The organism is Streptomyces sp. NPDC030296 (assembly GCF_055572815.1).
Map to the genome: position 1 here is coordinate 239,810 of NZ_JBVICQ010000009.1, position 21,457 is coordinate 261,266.

Here is a 21,457-nt window from a genome sequence, read left to right on the forward strand (position 1 = left end):
CCGGTCGGAGAACGTGTCGGAAGCCCGCCATGCGATGCGGTACGGGGTCGAGGGTACGGCGGCGGCGCGCCCGGCTCCAGGGGATCGCGGACATCACGGTGCGACGCCCGCCCGGGTGAACGTCACATGGGTGACGCCGCTGGGCGAGGACACGGACTCGACCGCGTAGTCCTCCTCCACGCCCTCCAGCCCGTCCCAGAGACGGACGCCTCGGCCGAGCAGGAGTGGGACCACCACGACGTGCAGATGGTCGATGAGCCGGGCGGCGAGGAAGTCGCGGACCACCGTGGGTCCTCCGCCGATCCGGACGTCCTGGCCGCCCGCGGCCTCACGGGCCCGCTCCAGCGCTTCGGCGGGTGAGGCGTCGAGGAAGTGGAACGTCGTCCCGCCCTCCATGGCGAGCGACGGGCGCGGATGACGGGTGAGGACGAAGGCCGGTGTGTGGAACGGCGGGTTGGGGCCCCACCATCCCTTCCACTCGGGGTCGTCGTGCCATCCGGGGTAGCCGAACTTTCCCGCGCCCATGATCTCCGCGCCGATGCCGGGCGCGAACCGCCGCGCGAAGATGTCGTCGAGCCCGCCCTGCCCACCGGACCCGCCGGTCAGCTCGTGCCACCACCGGGTCGCGAACATCCACTGGTGCAACCTCTCACCGGCGTGGCCGAAGGGCGCGTCCCGGCTCAGGCCCTCACCGGTGCCGTAACCGTCGAGCGAGATGGAGAAGTTGTGGACGCGGGCGAGGGACATGGCCGGCGCCTCCTTTCCGCTGCCGTTCGGGCCGCGCCGGACCGACGCGGTGCTGGAACGATGATGGCCCCTCAGGAGGCGTCGCTCCTTCAGTACGCGGCCGACAGTGCCCCCAGATGGGCCCGGCGCACCTCCGCGGTCTGCCCCTGCACCAGCAGGAACATCGCCTCACGCGCGAGACGTTGTGCCCGGCTGTCCAGGTCGAGGGCGCGCCCGCCGCCGGTGACGAGCGCGGCGGTCGTCGCCGTCCGCATCAGATCGAACGCCTTCGTCTTGAGCGCCAGCCGCTCCTCCAGGTGCTCGTGCGGCGCCGGGTGGTCGGCGAGGGCGTACGCCTGGCGCCGCACCTTGTCCAGCCGCAGTCGCAGCCCCTTCGTCGTGGGGTCGTCCTGGTCCAGCAGCGCCAGCGCCGACTCGGCGACACCGAACACCGCCGGCGAGGCGTTCGCCGGTTTGGGCCGGTCGCCCGCCGCCCAGCTCTCGTACGGGGCGTGCAGGGCCACCGCCTCGTCCGGGATCCACAGCCCGTCGAGCTGGAGCGAGACCGTGCGGGTGGCGGTCAGCGCGGCCAGCCGCATCGGCGGCGACGCCTTCAACCCCGACTGCTGTCTGGCCTCCGTGAACGCGAACACCACCTCGTCGGCGTCCGTGACCCCGGCCAGCAGCATCACATCGTTCAGGCCCCACCCCGTGTACCAGGGAACCGTCCCGTGGAAGCGCCAGCCGCCGCGCTTGGGCACGGCCCGGACCGGTACCTGCGGATACCTCCGCAGATGCGCGTACGCCACCCCGGACAACAGCTCACCCGTCGCCAGCTTCGCCAACAGCCTCTCCTTGGCCGGGAGTTCGGTCTTGGTGAGGGTCAGTACGGGTGTGTAGTGCTGGGTCTGCACGAACCACGTCGCGCAGCACGCGCCCGCCAGGATCTCCGCGATCTCCCGCGCCACGGAGTTCGGCGCCCCCGAACCGCCGTACGCCTGCGGCGCGTTCACCCCCAGCAGCCCCGACCTCTTGATCGCCTCGATGCTGCTCGCGGGCACCTGCTCCTGATCGACGCGCTCGGCCTGAGGCGCCAGCACTTCGGCGGCGAGACTGCGCGCCCGGACGACGAGAGGATGCGGTGACGTGGTCATGGGGGGATTCTCCCCGCCCCCGGCACTGGAAGATCACCTTTTCGCGTCGTCGACGTGTCTTTGACTGGTCTACACCCTTGACTGGTACAGACCAACGCGGTTGAGTGTGCCACCACACCCCCCACCACGGCCGCCCCGCACCGTGGCCGGCTCCGCCGGCGCGTGCGCGCGAGGTCCGTCCCCGTCATGCCCCGCGGAGCCTCGCCCGGGTGCGGCCGTGCCCCCACGAAGGAGTTGATCCCGTGTCCAGGCGCCGACTCTCCGCCCTGGTGACCGCGCTGGTCATCGGCGGTTCCACACCCCTGCTGCTGCCCGCCCAGAGCGCGAGCGCCGCTCCCTGTTCCAGCTACCCGAACTGGGTGGCGGGCCGCTCCTACGCCGCCGGTGACATCGTCCGCTACACCGACGGCCGGGCCTACATAGCCGAGCATGCCAACCCGGGCTACGACCCCACCATCAGCACCTGGTACTGGGAGCCGTACGCCTGTGAGAACGGCCCCACCAACCCCTCCGGGTTCGTGGTGAGCGAGGCGCAGTTCAACCAGATGTTCCCGAACCGGAACTCGTTCTACTCGTACAGCGGGCTGCGGGCGGCCATGAGCGCGTTCCCGGCCTTCGCCACCACCGGCAGCGACACCGTCAAGAAGCAGGAGGCGGCGGCGTTCCTCGCCAACGTCAACCACGAGACGGGCGGGCTGGTCCACATCGTCGAGCAGAACACCGCCAACTACCCCACCTACTGCGACTGGAGCAGGCCCTACGGCTGCCCGGCCGGACAGGCGGCCTACTACGGCCGGGGCCCGATCCAGCTCAGCTGGAACTTCAACTACAAGGCGGCCGGGGACGCGTTGGGCCTCAACCTGCTGGGCAACCCCTGGCTGGTGCAGAACGACGCGGCCGTCGCCTGGAAGACCGCCCTGTGGTACTGGAACACCCAGACCGGCCCCGGCAGCATGACCGGCCACAACGCGATGGTCACCGGAGCGGGCTTCGGCCACACCATCCGCAGCATCAACGGCTCGCTGGAGTGCGACGGCAAGAACCCGGCGCAGGTACAGAGCCGGGTGAGCGCTTACCAGCGGTTCGTACAGATCCTCGGGACTTCACCGGGAGGCAACCTGTACTGCTGACGGCGACCCCTCCGCCGTGATGTCATGCACCTGACTTCGACTCGGGGTCCGGCCACCCTCGTCGCGGCCGGGCCCCGCTCCTGTCCCCGTTCCGACGAAGGGCACCCCCATGCCAAGTCCCCGTACCACCTCGCTCGCGGCCGCCGTGGCGCTGGCGGCCGTCGTGGCCGCGCCCGCGCCCGCGGCCTCCGCCGCGGTTCCCGCTCCGGGCGCCTACTACGTGCAGAGCGCCGTCACCGGGCTCAACGCGGCCGACAGCGGGGGAGTGGTGGAACAGCACCGCCCCAAGGGCAACGAGGACCGCCAGCAGTGGACGCTGCGGGCGAGCGGAGCCTCGTACGTGCTGGAGAGCGTGGACGCCGGGGGTAGTTGCCTCGGCCGCTCCGGTGACCAGGCCAGAACGGTCGCCTGCACCAGCGGCGACGCCGTCTGGGACATCACCGACCTCGGCTCCGGCCGCCACCGGCTCAAGGTGCCCGGCGCCGAGCGCTACCTCACGGTCGGCGCCAAGCCCTCCGGCGCCAACTACCCCGCCCCGCTGGTCACCGGCGGCGCGGGCGACCTGGCCGCCTGGTACCTCACCCCGGTCAGCCCCACCACCAACCCCATGCCTCCCGCCGGGCAGCGCACCCTGGACCAGGTCACGTTCCTCACCGCCCACAACGCCTACGCCAACGGCGTCGACGGCGGCTTCGCACCCCCCTTCGTCAACCTCGTCCCGAACCAGACACGCGGCATCAACCAGCAACTCGCCGACGGCGTACGCGGATTCATGCTGGACATCCACCAGACCCCCGACGGCGCGATCCTCTGCCACAACAGCTGCACCCTCGTCAGCCGGCCCGTCGCCCTGTGGGTCGACATCCAGCGCATGGTCGACTTCCTCAAGCAGAACCCCGACCAGTTCCTCACCGTGTTCCTGGAGGACTACGTCGACCCGGCCGTCCTGCGCTCCGAACTCGCCCGTGTCAACGGTCTGTCCGACGTGCTGTACCGACCCGACCAGACCGGCGTGCGCACCAGCGGCTGGCCGAGGATGGCCGATCTGATCGCCGCGAACGACCGCCTGCTCCTCTTCACCGACCGCAGCCGCGCCTCCGACCAGGCCGCCGGGCTCACCCGCGACACCTTCGGCGTCATGTACCAGAAGGAGTGGACCGTCGAGAACTACTGGTCCATGGGCGGCGGCATCGGCTCCTCCGACTGGTCCTGCTACAGCCGCTGGTACGACGCCAACACCAACATCCCGCTCACCCGCACCGATTCCGCCTTCAAGCCGCTGTTCGTCATGAACCACTTCCGTGACGTCGGCATCACCGGCACCGCCGGCAACGACAACGCGAAGCTGGCCGACCGCGCCCAGCGCTTCTGCCAGCCGGCCGCCCGCAAGAAGCCGAACTTCCTCGCGGTCGACCACTACAACCTGGGCAACGCGGCATCGGCGGTCACGACCCTGAACACGTACACCTATCCGTAGGGTGGGAGTACCTCGCCGGCGGACTCCTCCGGGCGGGGCGAGCGCCGACACACACGCGCGGTCGGGCGCAAAGCGGCACCAAGCGGTTCATATAGGCTGCCTGTTCTGCCCTGTCGTTCGTCACCACTCGGGAGAGTCATCCGTGAGCGTAGCCACCGCCCACTCCGCGTCGGCCGTACCGCCCGCCGACGAGACGCCGGCGGCCGGGGGAGTGCCGGCGCAGGACGAGGGAATCTGGGTCGAGCCGGGCGCCGCCACCGCCGACGCCGACGCCGGGGTCCGGCAGGACGAGGCGCGCGGTGCGGGCCCGTCCGAGGCGTCCGCCGGACAGGTACCGGCCCAGGTGTCGGGCGACGCGCCGGCCCCGACCGCTGTGGACGGCGACGCGGTCGACGCCGAGGACGTCGTGGACGAGCAAGTCGCCCGTGACGCACGCGACTTCGGGGTGTACGCCCGCACCGGCGGCTGGGCGTTCGCCCTGAAGGTGGCGCGGAGCGTGCGGCCCGGCGGCGAACTGCCCGGCGAGACCGTGAAGGTGTCCGCGAAGCGGTTCGCGGAACTGGCCGGGTGCTCGGCGGAGCGCGTCATGCGCTACTACAAGGCGTGGGACAAGGCGGCCGACGACGGCATGGTCCCGCACTTCGAGGCGCTCGCCCCCGGCGCCGAGATCGACCTGCCCGACTCGGACGTCTGGCTGTCGTACTACAGCTCCCGCTCCAGCGCGACCTCCGACCGGGGCACCGCCATCACCGCGGCCGCCGAGGCCGAGGGCATCCGCCCCACCAAGGCCCTGGAGGTCGCCGAGAACCCCACCGCGCTGCGCGCCGCGATCCTCGCCGACCCCTCCACCGCCCAGGCGGCCCGCACCGCTCTCCTCGACCGGCTCAAGGAGGACCCGTCCCTCCAGACCGAACTCGCCCGGGACATCGCGCGCACAGAGGAGCTGAAGAAGGCGGTCGCCAGCGAGACCCAGGCCGCGACCCGTATCGGGTACGTCCGGCAGATCGTGGAGAACGGCCAGGTCAAGACCCCCGCCGGGCAGGTCATCGACGCCCCCGCCGAACTGCGCGCCGAGGCCGAGCGGCACCTGTCCCTCATCGACGAGCTGGACGACGACGAGGACACCGGCGAGTGGGCGACGGAGGCGTACGACACCGTCAAGGAGCTCGTCGTCCAGACCGTCGAGTCCAACCCCGAGCTGCGGGTCCAGGAGCGCCGCACGAAGTTCTACAGCAGCCTCCAGAAGGCGACGAAGGTCTTCGAGGAGCTGACCCTCGACGACGCCGTGGACCTCGACGCGATCTACGAGGACGACATGCTCCAGCGCCTGGAGGAACTCCAGGAGGCGCTCAACACCTGCATCGCCGCCCTCCGCAAGGCCTCGCCGGGCGACTGACCCGGCGTTCCCACCGGTGGGGCCCCCTGCGTCGGCAGGGGGCCTCCGTCGTCCACGCCAGTTGCCGTCCGGTAGGTGTTACGTATAACCTCCCGGGAACCCCGAGCGAACCTCGGTAGAACCCCGCTCCGCCCCGCGCGTGAACCGCGCCCCACCCGAGAGGCCCTCCGATGAGACGCGTCGCCCTGGTCACCCTCGTGGTCGACGACTACGACGAGGCGATCCGCTTCTACACCGAGGCGCTCGGCTTCCGGCTCGTCGAGGACGCCCCGAGGCCCGACGGCAGCCGCTGGGTCGTCGTCGAGCCGGGCACCGGGGGCGCGGGCAGCGGACTGCTGCTCGCCCGGGCCAAGGACGAGGCACAGCGTGGCCGGATCGGCGACCAGACCGGCGGACGCGTGGGCTTCTTCCTCCACACCGACGACTTCGCCCGCGACCACGCCCGGATGCTGGCCTCGGGCGTCAGGTTCCTGGAGGAGCCGCGCCACGAGCCGTACGGCTCGGTCGCCGTCTTCGAGGACCTGTACGGAAACCGCTGGGACCTCCTCCAGCCGGCCGACTGAGCCACCGCCGACTGAGCCACCGCCGGCCGAGCCGCCCCGACCCGACCGCCACCGACCGAGCAGCCCCGGCTCAGCAGCCACCGACCGAGCCGCCTTCGCTCAGCCGCCACCGGCCGAGGAGGCACTGACTGAGCCGTCTGCCGGGCCGCCCACCGGACCCGATTGGCGCACCAGCCGCACACCCCCGCACACCCACCGCACCACCTGCCGAGGAACGAACGCCATGACCGCGCCCCGCATCGACGCCGACACCATCCGCCGCCTCCCCAAGGTCGTCCTGCACGACCACCTCGACGGCGGTCTGCGCCCCGCGAGCCTCGTCGAGCTCGCGGCGGAGGTCGGCCACACCCTTCCCGAGACCGACCCGGAGGGCCTCGCCGCCTGGTTCTACGAGGCCGCCAACTCCGGTGACCTGGTGCGGTACATAGCCACCTTCGAGCACACGCTCGCCGTGCTGCAGACCCGCGAGGGCCTGCTGCGCGCCGCCGAGGAGTACGTGCTCGACCTGGCCGCCGACGGGGTCGTCTACGGCGAGGTCCGCTACGCCCCCGAGCTGAACACCAGGGGCGGGCTGGCCATGGCCGAGGTCGTCGAGACCGTGCAGGAGGGCCTCGCCGCCGGTATGGCCAAGGCGGCGGCCCAGGGCACCCCGGTCCGCGTCGGCACCCTGCTGTGCGGGATGCGCATGTTCGACCGGGTCCGCGAGGCCGCCGACCTGGCCGTCGCCTTCCGGGACGCCGGTGTCGTCGGCTTCGACATCGCGGGCGCCGAGGACGGCTTCCCGCCCGCCGACCACCTGGCCGCGTTCGAGCACCTGCGCCGCGAGAGCGTCCCCTTCACGATCCACGCCGGTGAGGCCCACGGCCTGCCCAGCATCCACCAGGCCCTCCAGGTGTGCGGCGCCCAGCGCGTCGGCCACGGCGTCCGCATCACCGAGGACATCGTCGACGGCAAGCTCGGCCGCCTCGCCTCCTGGATCCGCGACCGCCGAGTCGCCCTGGAGATGTGCCCCACCTCCAACCTCCAGACCGGCGCGGCCACCTCCATCGCGGAGCACCCCATCACCGCCCTGAAGGACCTCGGCTTCCGCGTCACCCTCAACACCGACAACCGTCTGGTGTCGGGGACCACCATGACCCGGGAGATGGGCCTGCTCGTCGAGGAGGCCGGCTGGACCCTCGACGACCTGCGCACCGTCACCGTCAACGCCCTCAAGAGCGCGTTCATCCCGTTCGACGAGCGGAACGCCCTGATCCGTGACGTCGTGCTGCCGGGCTACGAGTCCGCGCGCTGAAGCAGACCCCGTACGTACGCGGCCTGGCCGGCATGCTGAAGATCGTCGGCCAGGACGCTCACCAGGCGGACGCCCAGGCTGACCGGCGGATCCCAGCGCTCGTCCACGATGCGGCCGAGACTCCGGCCGGTCAGCCCGCGCACATACCCGAGGGTCTGGTCGTGCACGGCGTCGTAGTACCCGGTCAGCAGGTCCGCGGAGGCCACCCGCACCTTCCCGACCTGCGCCGCGCTGTGCCCGTAGCCCGTGTCGTGGCGCGGCAGACCCAGCCCGAAGCGCTTCTCCCAGTCCTGGGACAACCAGACCTGGTCGAGCCCGGCGACATCGGCGACATGATCGTCCTGGATCCGGCTGAGGTGCCACACCAGCCAGGCGACGGAATTGGCGCCGGGAGCGGGGCGGGCGTGGAGGTCGTCGGCGGAGAGTCCGTCCACCGCGGCATGGACCTCCTCCTTGATCCGGCCGAACGCGTCGATGAGAACGTCCTTCACATCCATACGTCCACCATCGGCCATCGGCACCGCCCCCGCACGGCCCCCCGTCCGTCAGCTGCCGGACGCTCCCTTCGTGCCGATGTGGAAGATCCTGTAGTCGCGCCTCGTGTCGACGACGAGCTGGTCTTCTGCCGCTGCCCCAGGTGAAGGTGATCCCGGCCTCCGTGTGGTTCGCCGAGCTTGCCGCCGCCTGCCGGGCCGCTCTGCGCGTCGAGGTAGGCGCCGTAGAAGTCGGCGATACGGGTCACCGCGTCGGACGGCTCGCCGCTGACGGTGCGCGGACCGCCGGCGGACGCCGTGGCCGTCATGCCGAGGCCGAGGGCCAGGGCGAGGCTCGCGGCAGAGTACGGCGGATGGTGCGCGTGCTGTTCATGTGAACATGAACACGTCGACACTGCACCGCTACTGCGGCCGCGACGCGGCAGGCGGTGCACGGCCGGAAGACGCTCGTGGAGATCTCGGTGCAGGGGCGGTCGTCGAAGGCGGTGGTCCTCAAGGCGCTGCGCGTGTGTGTCGTCGGCCGCAGCGCTCCCACCGAGGGCAACGTCTACGCAATGGACCAGGGCTGCGGCGGAGAGATCAGCCCCCGCTACTTCGATGTCGATCACGCCACCTGGAAGCACCAGTGGGCGCCCCTGACGGACGGACGACCGGCTGACTGACCGACCGACCCGGCTGACCGACCAACCGGCTGACGGGCTTACCGGCCGGCCGGCTCAGAAGGTGTCGATCCGCGGTTCCAGCAGCCCCAGCAGGGCCCGTGCCGCCGGGCTCATGGCCTGCGGGGGCGGCAGCAGGGCGACCGTCTCGTACACGGTGTCGCCGGTGCCCTTCAGGGGGACGGCGGTGAGCGACGCGCGCTTGTGCCGGAAGTGGCGCGGTACGACGGCGATGCCGAGGTTCTCGTCGACGAGGTCGAGGAGGCTGTGCACGTCGTTGACCTCCAGAGGCACCGTCCTGCGGACGCCCGCGGCGGCGAAGACGGCGTCGGTCGTGCGGCGCGGCCCCCAGTCCGGGTGAAGTCGACGAAGACCTCACCGCCGAGGTCCTCGGGCGTCACGGCCGCGCCGGCGGCCGCGAGACGGTGGCTGGGATGGCACAGCACGGTCACCGGCTCACCGGTCAGCGGGACGACCCGCAGCTGGTCGGTGTCCTCCTGCGCGGTCCGCACCGCGAAGGCCAGGTCGAGCCGCCCGCTCGCCACCTCGTCCGCGAGGGCGCCGGAGCCGGCCTGCCGCAGACAGATCTCCACATCCGGGTGCCGGCGCCGGAACGCGGCGAGCAGCCCCGCCACATGTACCCCGGCGATGCACTGCTCCGACCCGAGCGCCAGCATGCCGCGCAGGACACCCTGCACCGCGGCCACCGCCTCGTGCGCCGACCGCACCTGCGCCAGGATCCGCTCCGCCTCCGTCAGCAGCGCCCGGCCGGCCGGTGTGAGCGTCACCCGGCGCGTCGTCCGTACGAACAGCGGCGTCTGCAGCTCCCTTTCCAGCGAGCGGATGGACGCGGACAGGCCGGACTGCGAGACCAGCAGCCGTTCGGCCGCCCGGGTGAAGTGTTCCTCCTCGGCGACCGCGACGAAATGCTGCAGATGACGGAGCTCCATGACTGAGAAGCGTAAGCGCTGAATCCCATCGGATTCTTCTGTTGGACCGATGCCCCCAGGTCGCGAAAGAGTGGACACCGGTTCTCAGGGAACCCGGACCCACCGTGCCAACCCCTCTGGAGTCGCGTTGTACACCGCACACCACGACCGTTACGCGGACATGCCCTACCGGCGCACCGGACGCAGCGGTCTGAGACTGCCGGCGCTCTCACTCGGCCTGTGGCACAACTTCGGCCCCGACCGGCCCGTCGAGACCCAGCGCGAGATCCTGCGCCGCGCCTTCGACCTGGGTGTCACCCACTTCGACCTGGCCAACAACTACGGTCCGCCGCCCGGTGCCGCCGAGTCCGCGTTCGGCGAGGCGCTCAGGGCCGACTTCGCCCCGTACCGCGACGAGCTGATCATCTCCACCAAGGCGGGCTATCTTATGTGGCCCGGCCCGTACGGAGAGTGGGGCTCCCGCAAGTACCTGCTGTCCTCGCTCGACCAGAGCCTGAAGCGCATGGGCGTCGACTATGTCGACATCTTCTACTCCCACCGTCCCGACCCGGACACCCCGCTGGAGGAGACGATGGGTGCCCTGCACTCGGCGGTGCAGCAGGGCAAGGCGCTGTACGTCGGCGTCTCCAACTACTCGGCCGAGCAGACCCGTGAGGCCGCCCGCATCCTGGGCGAGCTGGGCACCCCGCTCCTCATCCACCAGCCGCGCTACTCGATGCTCGACCGGCGCCCCGAGAGCGAGGGCCTGCTCGACGCCCTCGACGAGCTCCAGGTGGGTTCCATCGTCTTCTCCCCGCTGGAGCAGGGACTGCTGACCGGCCGCTACCTCGACGGCATCCCGGAGGACTCGCGGGCGGCGAGCGACAGCCCGTTCCTGAACTCCGACGCCGTCACCGAGGACCTGGTGGGCCGGCTGCGCGCCCTCGACGAGGTCGCCAAGTCGCGCGGCCAGTCGCTGACCCAGCTCGCCCTCGCCTGGGTGCTGCGCAGCGGCCGGGTGACCTCCGCGCTGGTCGGTGCGAGCAGCGCGCGCCAGATCGAGGACAGTGTCGGCGCGATCCGCAACCTCGACTTCGAGGCCGACGAGCTGGCCCGTATCGACGCGATCATCGAGGGCAAGGCGTAGTCTCCTGGCCCGGTGGAGGGGGCGTGACGACCGCGGTCGTCACGCCCCCTCCGCGTGTACCTGCCCGGGGTGCCTCATGTGTCGTACGTGTAGAAGCCGCGGCCGGTCTTGCGGCCCAGGTGGCCCGCGGCGACCATGCGGCGCAGGAGGGCCGGAGGCGCGTAGAGCGGCTCCTTGAACTCCTCGTACATGGACTCGGCCACCGCCTGCGCGGTGTCGAGGCCGATGAGGTCGAGCAGGCGCAGGGGGCCCATGGGGTGGGCGCAGCCGAGTTCCATGCCCTGGTCGATGTCGTCGGGGAGGGCGCCGCCCGACTCCACCATCCGTACCGCGCTGAGCAGGTACGGCACGAGCAGCGCGTTGACGACGAAACCGGAGCGGTCCGGCGCCTGGATGACCTCCTTGCCCAGCTGACCGGCGAAGTCGCGGGTGCGCCGCACGGTCTCCTGGCTGGTGGTCAGGGCGGGGACGACCTCCACCAGCCGCTGCACGGGCACGGGGTTGAAGAAGTGCATGCCGACGACCTGCGCGGGTCGCTCGGTGACGACCGCGAGGTCGACGACGGGGATCGACGAGGTGTTGGTCGCGAGGATCGCCGCGGGGTCCTCCACCGCCTTGTCCAGGGTGCGCAGGACGTCGGTCTTGATGTCGCGGTTCTCGGCGACGGCCTCGACGACGAACTGGCGGTCGGCCAGGTCGCTGAGGTCGTGGGTGAAGGACAGCCCGGCGAGGGCCTGGTCCCGCCGCTCCTCGCTGAGCCTGCCGCGCCGTACGCCCCGGTCGAGGGAGGCGGTGATCCGGCGGCGGCCCGCGTCGACGGCGTCATGGGTTGCTTCGGCGATCCGGACGTCGAGGCCGCCGAGGGCGGCGACCTCGGCGATGCCGGAGCCCATGAGGCCGCAGCCCACGACGCCGAGACGGGTGACGGGATCCATCTGAGGTCCTCTCTGATGATGCTGCGCGGGGTTCGGTGGAGCGGCCTCAGACGTTGCGGCGGTACTGGCCGCCGACCTCGAAGAAGGCCTCGGTGATCTGTTGCAGCGAACAGACGCGGGCGGCGTCCATGAGGACCGCGAAGACGTTGTCACCGCTCACCGCCGCGTCCTTGAGTGCGGCCAGGGCGGCGTGGGCCTGCTCCCGGTGGCGGGCCTGGTGGTCCCGTACGCGCTCCAGCTGGGACTGCTTCTCCTCCTCGGTGGCGCGGGCCAGTTCGATGGCGCCGGGTTCGGCGGTCCCGGCGTGCGGGTTGCGGAAGGTGTTGACACCGATGATGGGCAGCGTGCCGTCGTGCTTGCGCTGCTCGTAGAGCATCGACTCGTCCTGGATGCGGCCGCGTTGATAGCCGGTCTCCATGGCGCCGAGCACACCGCCGCGCTCGCTGATCCGCTCGAACTCCTGGAGCACCGCCTCCTCGACCAGATCCGTGAGCTCGTCGATGACGAACGAGCCCTGGAGGGGGTTCTCGTTCATCGCGAGGCCCCATTCCCGGTTGATGATCAGCTGGATGGCCAGGGCCCGGCGGACGGATTCCTCGGTGGGGGTGGTGACGGCCTCGTCGTAGGCGTTGGTGTGCAGGCTGTTGCAGTTGTCGTAGATCGCGATGAGCGCCTGGAGCGTGGTGCGGATGTCGTTGAAGTCCATCTCCTGGGCGTGCAGGGAGCGGCCGGAGGTCTGGACGTGGTACTTCAGCTTCTGGCTGCGCTCGTTCGCGCCGTACTTCTCCCGCATCGCCACCGCCCAGATCCGGCGGGCGACCCGGCCGAGGACCGAGTACTCGGGGTCCATGCCGTTGGAGAAGAAGAACGACAGGTTGGGGGCGAAGTCGTCGATGTGCATGCCCCGGGCGAGGTACGCCTCGACGTAGGTGAAGCCGTTGGCCAGGGTGAAGGCGAGCTGGCTGATGGGGTTCGCCCCGGCTTCGGCGATGTGGTAGCCGGAGATGGACACCGAGTAGAAGTTGCGCACCTGGTGGGCGATGAACCACTCCTGGATGTCGGCCATCATCCGCAGGGAGAACTCGGTGGAGAACAGGCAGGTGTTCTGCCCCTGGTCCTCCTTGAGGATGTCGGCCTGCACCGTGCCGCGCACGTTCGCCAGCGCGTGCGCCCGCAGCCCGGCCGCCTCCTCGGGCGAGGGGTCGCGGCCCTCGACGGCGCGGAACCTCTCGGTCTGCTGGTCGATGACGGTGTTGAGGAAGAACGCCAGGACGGTCGGCGCGGGCCCGTTGATCGTCATGGAGACCGAAGTCGTGGGGGCGACCAGGTCGAAGCCGTCGTAGAGCGCCTTCATGTCGCCAAGGGTGGCCACCGACACCCCCGAGGTGCCGACCTTCCCGTAGACGTCGGGGCGCTCGTCGGGGTCGCGGCCGTAGAGCGTGACCGAGTCGAACGCGGTGGACAGACGGGTGGCGGGCTGGCCCTCGGAGAGCAGCTTGAAGCGGCGGTTGGTGCGGAACGGGTCGCCCTCACCGGCGAACATCCGGGCCGGGTCCTCACCGTCGCGCTTGAAGGGGAACACCCCTGCCGTGAAGGGGAAGTGGCCGGGCAGGTTCTCCCGGCGCCAGAACCGCACCAGCTCACCGTGGTCGCTGAACCGGGGCAGGGCGACCCGGGGGATCTTGTTGCCGGAGAGGGACTCGCGGGTCAGCCTGGTGCGGATCTCCTTGTCCCGGACCTTCACCACCTGCTCGTCGCCGGAGTAGGAGGCGACGACCGCGGGCCAGTTCTCGATCTGCGCCGTGATGTCGTGCGGCAGCCGGCCTCGGGCGTCGTCGAGCAGCGACTCCACGTTCCCGGCGTCGGAGCCGGACTCGACGAGTTCTCCCCGGACCAGGTCCAGCCGCTGCACCCGCCGGGCCGCCTCCGCCAGCCGCTCGGTCGCCGCGTGGTACCGGCGGACCGTCTCGGTGACCTCGGCGAGATAGCGCACCCGGTCGGCGGGAACCACCTGCCGGATACCGGAGGAGTGACGCGCCTCGACCCTCGGCAGAACGCCCTCGGACAGCGGCAGCCCCTGCTCGGCCAGGGTGGCGCGCACATGCTGGTAGAGCGCGGTGACCCCGTCGTCGTTGAAGGTGGCAGCCGACGTGCCGTACACCGGCATGTCCTCGGGCCGCATGCCGAACGCCTCGCGGTTGCGGACCAGTTGGCGTCCGACGTCCCGCAGCGCGTCCTTGGCACCGCGCCGCTCGAACTTGTTGATCGCCACGACGTCGGCGAAGTCGAGCATGTCGATCTTCTCCAGTTGCGAGGCCGCGCCGAACTCCGGCGTCATCACGTACATCGAGGTGTCGACGAACGGCACGATCGCCGCGTCGCCCTGTCCGATGCCCGGCGTCTCCACGACCACCAGGTCGAACCCGGCGGCCTTGACCACGTCGATCACGTCGGACAGGTGCTCCGGCAGCTCACGGCTGCCCCGCGTGGCCAGACTGCGGAAGAAGACCCGGTTGCCGTCCAGGGTATTCATCCGGATCCGGTCGCCCAGCAGGGCGCCTCCGCCCCGACGGCGGGTCGGGTCGACCGCGATCACCGCGATCCGCAGCTTGTCCTGCTGGTCGACGCGGAAGCGGCGTACCAGTTCGTCGGTGAGTGAGGACTTCCCCGAGCCGCCGGTGCCGGTGATGCCGAGGACCGGGGTACTGCGGGCCGCCGCGGCCGCGCGCAGCCGGCCGAGGAGGTCCGCGGGCAGTTTGCCGAGTTCCGCGCCGGTGATCGCGCGAGCGATCGCGAAGCGGTCCCCGGACAGGACGTCCGCCGCGTCGACCGGTCGGCCGTCCCAGAGGTCGAAGTCGCAGTCCCTCACCACCGAGTTGACCATTCCGGCCAGGCCCATCCGCTGGCCGTCCTCCGGCGAGAAGATGGTCACCCCGCTGCCGCGCAGCCGGGCGATCTCCTCGGGTACGATCACGCCGCCCCCGCCGCCCACCACGCGGATGTGGTCGGCTCCCCGGTCACGCAGCGACTCGATCAGGTACTCGAAGTACTCCACGTGCCCGCCCTGGTAGGACGAGACCGCCACACCGTGGGCGTCCTCCTCCAGCGCCGCGTCCACGACCTCCCGCACCGACCGGTTGTGTCCGAGGTGGATCACCTCGGCTCCCTGGGACTGGAAGATGCGCCGCATGATGTTGATCGACGCGTCGTGCCCGTCGAACAGAGCCGAAGCGGTGATCAGGCGGACTGGGTGCACGGGTCGGTGCAGGGTCATGAAGGCCTTCTCGGAGGGTGGGGAGAACGCTGACGAAGTGATAGTAGGATGTCCTAGTAAATTGCGGGGAGTCCCCACGCGATGAGATCTACGGTCGAGGGCGAGCCTGCCGCTCACAGGTCCAGGACCAGGCGGGGTCCGCACGAGCGGGAGACGCAGATGAGCATGGTGTCGCCGCAGTCCCGCTCCTCCTCCGTCAGCAGGGAGTCACGGTGATCGGGCGTCCCTTCGAGCACGTCGGTCTCGCAGGTGCCGCAGGTGCCCTCCCGGCAGGAGAAGTCCACCGTCACACCGGCCTCCTCCACGGCCTCGAGCACCGATCGCCCCGGCGGCACCGTGAGGGTGAGACCGGAACGGGCCAGTTCGACCTCGAAGGCCTCGGCCGGGCCCGCGGCCGTCGCCTCGACCGGGGCGAACCGCTCGACCCCCAGGGTGCCCGGCGGCCAGTCCGCGCACGTTTCCCGCAAGGCCTCCAGCAGGGGTTCCGGACCGCAGGCGTGCACCAGGGTGTCGGGTTCGGGCGGGCCGACGAAGGCGGCGAGGTCCAGCAGGCCGTAGGCGTCCTGAGGGCGGATCAGCACGCGCTCACCGTACGGGGCGAGGCGGTCCAGGAAAGCCATGGACGCGCGGGTGCGGCCGCCGTACAGCAGACGCCAGTCGGCCCCCGCGGCCTCGGCCGCCTCGATCATGGGCAGGATCGGTGTGATCCCGATGCCGCCCGCGACGAACAGATGGCGCGCGGCAGGGCGCAGCGGGAAGTTGTTCCGTGGGCCGCGGACCCGGACGGCGTCGCCTTCGCGCAGGTGGTCGTGGACGTGGGCCGAGCCCCCACGGCCTCGCGGCTCGCGCAGCACGGCGATCCGCCAGACGTCCCGTTCCCCGGGACGCCCGCACAGGGAGTACTGGCGGATCATGCCGCCGTCCGAGCTGTCGCCGCCGTCCAGTACGACGTCGATGTGGGCACCCGGCGTCCAGGGCGGGAGTGCCCCGCCGTCCGGGCGCCGCAGGGCGAGGCAGACGACACCGTCGGCGGCCAGGACGCGGGTGGCCACGGTGAGGACGAACCCGGCAGGGTCAGGGGTCGCCTCGGCGGTGACGGCCCCGAAGGGGCCGGGGCCCGACACGGTGGTGACACGTTCGGCCGGCGGGTGTGTCGCCGCCGGGAGGGCGGTCACGGCGGTGCGGTTCGTCAGGGCGAGGAGGGTGCCGGCGGGGGGCAGTCGGTCGTTCATGGTGGTCGGCTCCGGGTCAGGTGTGTGCGGGCACGTGCAGCAGGAGTGCGTCGCCCTGGCCGCCGCCCCCGCAGAGGGCGGCGGCTCCGCGGCCCCCGCCCCGGCGCCGCAGCTCCGTCGCGAGGGACAGCACCAGGCGGGCACCCGTCATGCCGACCGGGTGACCGAGGGCGATGGCGCCGCCGTTGACGTTCACCTTCTCCAGGGGGATGTCCAGCTCGCGTACGGAAGCGAGGGCAACCCCGGCGAACGCCTCGTTGATCTCGAACAGATCCAGGTCGGCGGCCTTCGACCGGCCGTCCCGGGAGAGGGCGTCGCGGACCGCGCCGGCGGGCTGGACCAGCAGGGAGGCGTCGGGGCCCGCCGTCGTGCCGTACGCGCCGATCTCGGCCAGCGGGGTGAGGCCCTCCCACCGGGCGCGTTCGGCGCTCATCACGACGACGGCCGCGGCGCCGTCGGACAGCTGGGAGGAGTTGCCCGCGGTGATGGTGCCCCCGCTGGAGAACGCCGGCCTCAGCCGCCCCAGGCTCTCGGCGGTGCTGTCCGGCCGTACGCCCTCGTCGGTGTCCACCACCGACTCGCCGTGCCGCCCGGTCACAGTGAAGGGGACGATCTCGCCGGCCAGTATCCCGGACTCCTGGGCGCGGGCGGCCCGCCGGTGGGAGAGCGCGCTGTACTCGTCCTGCTCCTCGCGGCTCAGCCCGTACGGCCGCTGGTGGCGCTCGGTGGCCGCGCCCATGGAGACGCCGTCGAAGGCGCAGACGAGGGCGTCGCGGTCCAGGGCGTCCTCCATGGGGGCCGCGCCGTACTTCCAGCCGGCCCGAGCCCCGCGCAGCAGGTGCGGGGCGCCCGACATGGACTCCATGCCGCCCGCGACGACCACCTCGTGCCGCCCGGAGGCGATCATGAGGTCGGCCAGGGCGATGGCGTGCAGACCCGACAGGCAGAGCTTGTTGACGGTGCTCGCGGGCACGGCGAACGGGATTCCGGCGCGGACCGCTGCCTGCCGTGCCGGATTGGGACCGGCACCGGCCTGGACGACATGGCCCATGACGACGGCTTCCACGGCGGCCGGGTCCAGGCGCGCGGCGGCCAGCGCGCCGCCGATGGCATGGGCGCCGAGGTCGACGGCGGACGCGGTGCTCAGGGCGCCCATCAGTTTGCCGATGGGTGTTCTGGCTCCGGCGACGATGACGGATCCGGGCACGGCCGGGACCTCCTGCGGAACGAGGGGCGTCGGGCCCCAAGGGGGAGAAGCGCGATGCGGTCAGGCGACCGTGTCGAGGGCGCGTTCGGCGATCATGTGGGCCGTCTCGTTCACCGAATGCAGCACGATCCGGCCGCCCGGCAGTCGGCGCACCCTGCTGATCGAGGTGTAGCCGGGGTGGAACCAGAACATCGTGGGCAGGCCGAGCACGGTCGCCAGATAGGTGTTGGTGATGCCGCCGTGGCACACGGCCGCGACCCGCCCCCCGGAATGGGAGTCGAAGACGGTCTCCATGGCCCGTACGGCACGCGCGCGGAAGGCGTTCCAGTCCAGATCGGGCACGAAGTCCTCGTACCGCCCCTCGGCGAGTGCCGCTGCCCGGGGATCGTCGGCGCCGATCTGCTCCGGTGGCGTGTAGGGGTGCGAGACGTCCGTGTCCCATTCGCGGAGGTCGTCCAGCACGGTCGCCGTCATGCCGGTGCGCCGTTCCAGGGGTGCCACCGTCTCGCGTGCGCGCCGGAAGGGGCTGGTGTACAGGGCGTCGATGTCGTCGTGCGTGAGCCAGGCGGCGAGGCGTTCGGCCTGGGCGGTGCCCTCCGGCGACAGCCCCGGGTCGAACACTCCTGCCAGGGGGAGGCCGTGGCGGATGAGGAGGAGTTCGGTCATGGGTGATCCTTCGTACGAGGGGCAGGGGGCGTCGGTTGCCCCGGGGGACGCGTGGTGGGGCTAAGAGCTCCCCTTTAGTTCGGAGCTCTTAGCCCGCGATGGTCCGCTCGGAGTGCCAGTAGGGGCGGCGCATCGTGCGTTTGTCGAGCTTGCCCATGGCGTTGCGCGGGAGCTCGGACACGAACTCGTAGGACTTGGGGCACTTGTAGGCGGCCAGCCGGTCGCGGCAGAACCGGTCCAGTTCCTCCGCGGGTGCGCCGTCCCCGGCCGCCACGACCAGCGCCCGCAGGGCCTCGCCGAAGTCGGGGTCGGGCACGCCGATCACCGCCACCTCGGCGACCGCCGGATGCTGCCCCAGCACGGCCTCGCTCTCGGCCGGGTAGAGGTTGACGCCGCCGGAGACCACGACGTCCGCGGCCCGGTCGGTGATGAAGATGTAGCCGTTCGTGTCGACGTAGCCGATGTCGCCGAGGGTGAAGACACCGGGGGAGAGGTAGGCGGACCTCGTCTTGTCCGGGTCCGCGTGATAGCGCACGCCCCGGTCCTCGGGTGCCCGGAAGGCCAGCAGTCCCCGTTCGCCCGGCGGCAGCGGCCGGCCGTCGTCGTCGGTCACCAGCACCTCGAACGGCGGTTGGACGCGCCCGACCGAGCCCGGATGGGCCAGCCACTCGGCGCTGCCGATGCGGGCCATGGTGCCCGCCTCGCTGGCCCCGTACGACTCGGTCAGCACCGGACCGAACCACTCGATCATGGCTCGTTTCACGTCCGGGGGGCACGCGGACCCCGTGTGGGAGACCTGCGTGAGGCTGGACACGTCGTACCGGGCACGCACCTCGTCCGGCAGGGCGAGCAGGCGCTGGAAGTGGGTGGGCACCATGACCGTCGAGCTGACCCGCCATTTCGCGACCCGGCTCAGGAAGATCGCCGGGTCGTATCGTCCGAGGACGACCACCTGCTGTCCCGCCGCCAGATGGCGCAGAGCCGTCAGCGGCGCGTTGTGCTGCAGCGGGCCGCACACGAGGTGCGGTCCCGGCGGGAATCCGGATCGGGTGGACATCGCGGCGAGATAGGCGGAACTGTCGGCCACCGGGCCGCTCACCCAGCGCACCTCGGTGCCGCGCGCCCGTCCCGTGGTGCCCGACGTGTAGACGAGGGGCGGACGGGCGGGCCGGTCCCCGGGAACGGTCGCCCCGGCGGGCGCGGCCGCCAGCCACAGGTCCCAGTCGAAGGCGTGCCCGATCGCGGGGGTCCCGTGCATCACGAGGGGAAGGCCCAGTTCGCGGGCGGCGTCCAGGGCTGATCCGGCGCCCGCCGGGCCGGTGACGATCCCGGTCGCCCCGGAGTCGATGATCTGCTCCACGAGTTCACCCGGCGTCAGATGCCGGGACGCGGCCACGGTTCCCACACCGGCCCGGAGTCCCGCGAGATGGGCCACCAGCGTCGGTGCCGCGTTGTCGCCGAGCACCACGACCCGGTCATGGGGACCGGGGGCGATCTCCAGCAGTCGTAGCGACGCCCGTGTCACCTGGTCCGCGAGTCCGGACCAGGACAGCACCTCCCAGTCGTCCACCAGGGCGGGCTCGTCCGGGGTCTTCTGGGCGCGACGGTCGAGTGGCAGCTGCGACATGGCTCCTCCGGCGGCTCTCGGCCCCCTCCCGGCTGACGGGAGAGACGATGCCGAGACTGTAGCGTTTCTCAAGAAAGTACGGAACACTCTGAGGTGAGTCAGAGGTATCCGCCTGTTCCAAGGGTGAGCCGACCTTCTCGTCCTCCTCCGTTACTCAAGCTTCCATCTGGTAAGTGTTCTCAGGGAGGTCCCATGTCCCGGCAGGATCTGGACACATGGCGCGCACAGGCCCGGAAGTGGCTGGCCACGCAGCTCGAACCGCGTGACCCGTCCGCGTCGGCGTCCGCGGAGGAGCCGGCCGACCTCGCGGTGTTCCACAACCTCCCCGAGGACCGGGAACTCGCGCTCATCGAGCGCTGCCGCGCCTATCAACGGGCCCGCTTCGACGCCGGTTACCAGGCACTGACCCTGCCCGCAGACCGGGGCGGGGCGGGCCTGAGCGCCGCCCATGCCGCGGCCTTCGCGGAGGAGGAGTCCGCCTTCGACGTGCCACCGTCCACCGAACTGATCAGCGTCACCGTGCGCCTGGTCGCGATGGCCGTCTCGCTGTTCGGCACGGACCGGCAGCGCCTCGACTTCGCGCGCGCCTTCCTCCGCACCGACCTGCTGGCCTGTCAACTCTTCAGCGAACCCGGCGCCGGCTCGGACCTCGCGGCCCTGCGGACGCGCGCCCGGCAGGAGGAACCCGGAGAGCCCGGCGCCGACGAAGCCGGGAGCGGTGGGGACTGGGTGATCGACGGCCAGAAGGTGTGGACCTCGGGAGCCCGGTTCGCCGACTACGGCCTGCTGCTCGCCCGCACCGATCCGGACGTCGTCAAGCAGGCGGGCATCACCGCCTTCCTGGTCCCGATGGACGCCGCCGGCGTGGAAGTGCGCCCCATCCGGCAGATGAGCGGGGGTGCCTCCTTCAACGAGGTCTTCCTCAGCCAGGTCCGCGTCCCGGACCGGCTCCGGATCGGCCGCCCGGGCCAGGGCTGGGAGGTCGCCACCGCCACCCTCGGCTTCGAACGGACCGCCTCCGGCAGCGGCAGCCGACGCAAGGGCGGCACCTTCACGGACGTGCTCGCCCTCGCCCGCTCGCTCGGCCGCACCGCCGACCCGCTGGTCCGGCAGCACCTCGCCGACCTGTACGTCCGGACCGTGCTGCGCGCCGCGACCGTGGACCGTGTCGCCCGGACGAGCGCCGCCGGCGGCCGGCCCGGCCCCGAGGCGTCGCTGACCAAGCTGATGGCCAGCGACCTCCTCACCCGGACCGGGCAGGTCGCCGCCGACCTCATGGGCGCCCGGATCTGCGCCGACACGGGAGAGCCGGGAACCTTCGCCTGGACCGAGCACCTGCTCGGCGCCCCGGGCTACCGGCTGGCGGGAGGCACCGACCAGATCCAGCGCAACCTGATCGGCGAGCGCGTACTGAAGCTGCCGCCGGAACCGCGGGTGGACCGGGTGCCGTTCTCGCAACTGCCCGGCGACTGAGTCAGCACGGGCCGGCAGGTTCCGGGGCTGCCGCGCCCGAGGCGTCGAGGCTGCCGGGGACTTTGCGCCCGGGG

16 protein-coding genes and 2 pseudogenes are annotated in these 21,457 nt (G+C 71.5%); 8 read left to right on the top strand and 10 right to left on the bottom strand.

The genetic code is table 11. The annotated features are described in order from the left end of the window. Positions 1–93: 93 nt before the first annotated feature. Both ACZ4Z3_RS26270 and ACZ4Z3_RS26275 read right to left on the bottom strand, forming a co-directional pair. Positions 94–747, bottom strand: coding sequence for a dihydrofolate reductase family protein (locus tag ACZ4Z3_RS26270; protein ID WP_468503302.1), 654 nt, complete (start codon positions 745–747; stop codon positions 94–96). Between the two features lie 89 nt (positions 748–836). Continuing rightward, positions 837–1,880 carry an acyl-CoA dehydrogenase family protein gene (locus ACZ4Z3_RS26275; protein WP_468503303.1) on the bottom strand — a complete coding sequence of 348 codons (1,044 nt, stop codon included), beginning with the start codon at positions 1,878–1,880 and terminating at the stop codon, positions 837–839. 242 nt (positions 1,881–2,122) lie between these two features. Between ACZ4Z3_RS26275 and ACZ4Z3_RS26280 the strand changes: the two genes are divergently transcribed. From ACZ4Z3_RS26280 to ACZ4Z3_RS26300, 5 genes are all read left to right on the top strand, one after another. Beyond that, complete coding sequence (locus tag ACZ4Z3_RS26280) at positions 2,123–3,010, top strand: glycoside hydrolase family 19 protein (RefSeq protein ID WP_468503304.1); 888 nt, start codon at positions 2,123–2,125, stop codon at positions 3,008–3,010. Positions 3,011–3,119: 109 nt separating this feature from the next. After that, a complete protein-coding gene (locus tag ACZ4Z3_RS26285) occupies positions 3,120–4,487 on the top strand; it encodes a phospholipase (protein WP_468503305.1) in 1,368 nt (455 codons plus the stop codon). Between the two features lie 142 nt (positions 4,488–4,629). Next, a complete protein-coding gene (locus ACZ4Z3_RS26290) occupies positions 4,630–5,883 on the top strand; it encodes a hypothetical protein (RefSeq protein ID WP_468503306.1) in 1,254 nt (417 codons plus the stop codon). A 170-nt stretch (positions 5,884–6,053) separates the two neighbouring features. After that, on the top strand, positions 6,054–6,446 hold the full coding sequence (locus ACZ4Z3_RS26295; protein ID WP_099970141.1) for a VOC family protein: 393 nt from the start codon (positions 6,054–6,056) through the stop codon (positions 6,444–6,446). A gap of 223 nt (positions 6,447–6,669) precedes the next feature. After that, the gene (locus ACZ4Z3_RS26300) at positions 6,670–7,740 is read left to right on the top strand and encodes an adenosine deaminase (RefSeq protein ID WP_468503307.1); all 1,071 of its coding nucleotides are present in this window, start codon (positions 6,670–6,672) and stop codon (positions 7,738–7,740) included. Here ACZ4Z3_RS26300 and ACZ4Z3_RS26305 read toward each other — a convergent pair. Beyond that, positions 7,722–8,237: a mycothiol transferase gene (locus ACZ4Z3_RS26305; RefSeq protein WP_468503308.1), complete on the bottom strand. Its 516-nt coding sequence runs from the start codon at positions 8,235–8,237 to the stop codon at positions 7,722–7,724. The two genes, ACZ4Z3_RS26300 and ACZ4Z3_RS26305, sit on opposite strands and share 19 nt — an antisense overlap. 407 nt (positions 8,238–8,644) lie before the next feature. On the opposite strand from ACZ4Z3_RS26305, the pseudogene ACZ4Z3_RS26310 reads away from it, so the two are divergent. Continuing rightward, positions 8,645–8,839, top strand: a pseudogene (locus ACZ4Z3_RS26310) (transcriptional regulator); the annotation flags it as partial. A 111-nt stretch (positions 8,840–8,950) separates the two neighbouring features. On the opposite strand, the pseudogene ACZ4Z3_RS26315 reads toward ACZ4Z3_RS26310, so the two are convergent. Next, positions 8,951–9,843 (bottom strand): annotated as a pseudogene (locus ACZ4Z3_RS26315) (LysR family transcriptional regulator). A gap of 127 nt (positions 9,844–9,970) precedes the next feature. Between ACZ4Z3_RS26315 and mgrA the strand changes: the two are divergent. Beyond that, positions 9,971–10,969 (top strand): L-glyceraldehyde 3-phosphate reductase, encoded by a 999-nt coding sequence (gene mgrA / locus ACZ4Z3_RS26320; protein ID WP_468503309.1) that lies wholly within the window; start codon positions 9,971–9,973, stop codon positions 10,967–10,969. 74 nt (positions 10,970–11,043) lie between these two features. Here the strand turns inward: mgrA and ACZ4Z3_RS26325 are convergent, their stop codons facing one another. The 6 genes from ACZ4Z3_RS26325 to ACZ4Z3_RS26350 form a co-directional block, all read right to left on the bottom strand. Next, positions 11,044–11,904, bottom strand: a complete 861-nt coding sequence (locus tag ACZ4Z3_RS26325; RefSeq protein ID WP_468503310.1) for a 3-hydroxybutyryl-CoA dehydrogenase — start codon at positions 11,902–11,904, stop codon at positions 11,044–11,046. A 46-nt stretch (positions 11,905–11,950) separates the two neighbouring features. Continuing rightward, positions 11,951–15,178 carry a fused isobutyryl-CoA mutase/GTPase IcmF gene (gene icmF / locus ACZ4Z3_RS26330; protein WP_468503311.1) on the bottom strand — a complete coding sequence of 1,076 codons (3,228 nt, stop codon included), beginning with the start codon at positions 15,176–15,178 and terminating at the stop codon, positions 11,951–11,953. Between the two features lie 113 nt (positions 15,179–15,291). Then, entirely contained in the window at positions 15,292–16,410 is a 1,119-nt protein-coding gene (locus tag ACZ4Z3_RS26335; RefSeq protein ID WP_468503312.1) for a PDR/VanB family oxidoreductase, read from the bottom strand. Positions 16,411–16,426: 16 nt separating this feature from the next. Then, positions 16,427–17,617 carry an acetyl-CoA C-acyltransferase gene (locus ACZ4Z3_RS26340; RefSeq protein ID WP_468503313.1) on the bottom strand — a complete coding sequence of 397 codons (1,191 nt, stop codon included), beginning with the start codon at positions 17,615–17,617 and terminating at the stop codon, positions 16,427–16,429. Positions 17,618–17,677: 60 nt separating this feature from the next. Next, positions 17,678–18,283 (bottom strand): histidine phosphatase family protein, encoded by a 606-nt coding sequence (locus ACZ4Z3_RS26345; protein WP_468503314.1) that lies wholly within the window; start codon positions 18,281–18,283, stop codon positions 17,678–17,680. Between the two features lie 88 nt (positions 18,284–18,371). Then, a complete protein-coding gene (locus ACZ4Z3_RS26350) occupies positions 18,372–19,910 on the bottom strand; it encodes an AMP-binding protein (protein WP_468503315.1) in 1,539 nt (512 codons plus the stop codon). A 192-nt stretch (positions 19,911–20,102) separates the two neighbouring features. On the opposite strand from ACZ4Z3_RS26350, the gene ACZ4Z3_RS26355 reads away from it, so the two are divergent. Beyond that, positions 20,103–21,383: an acyl-CoA dehydrogenase family protein gene (locus ACZ4Z3_RS26355; protein ID WP_468503316.1), complete on the top strand. Its 1,281-nt coding sequence runs from the start codon at positions 20,103–20,105 to the stop codon at positions 21,381–21,383. Positions 21,384–21,457 lie beyond the last annotated feature (74 nt).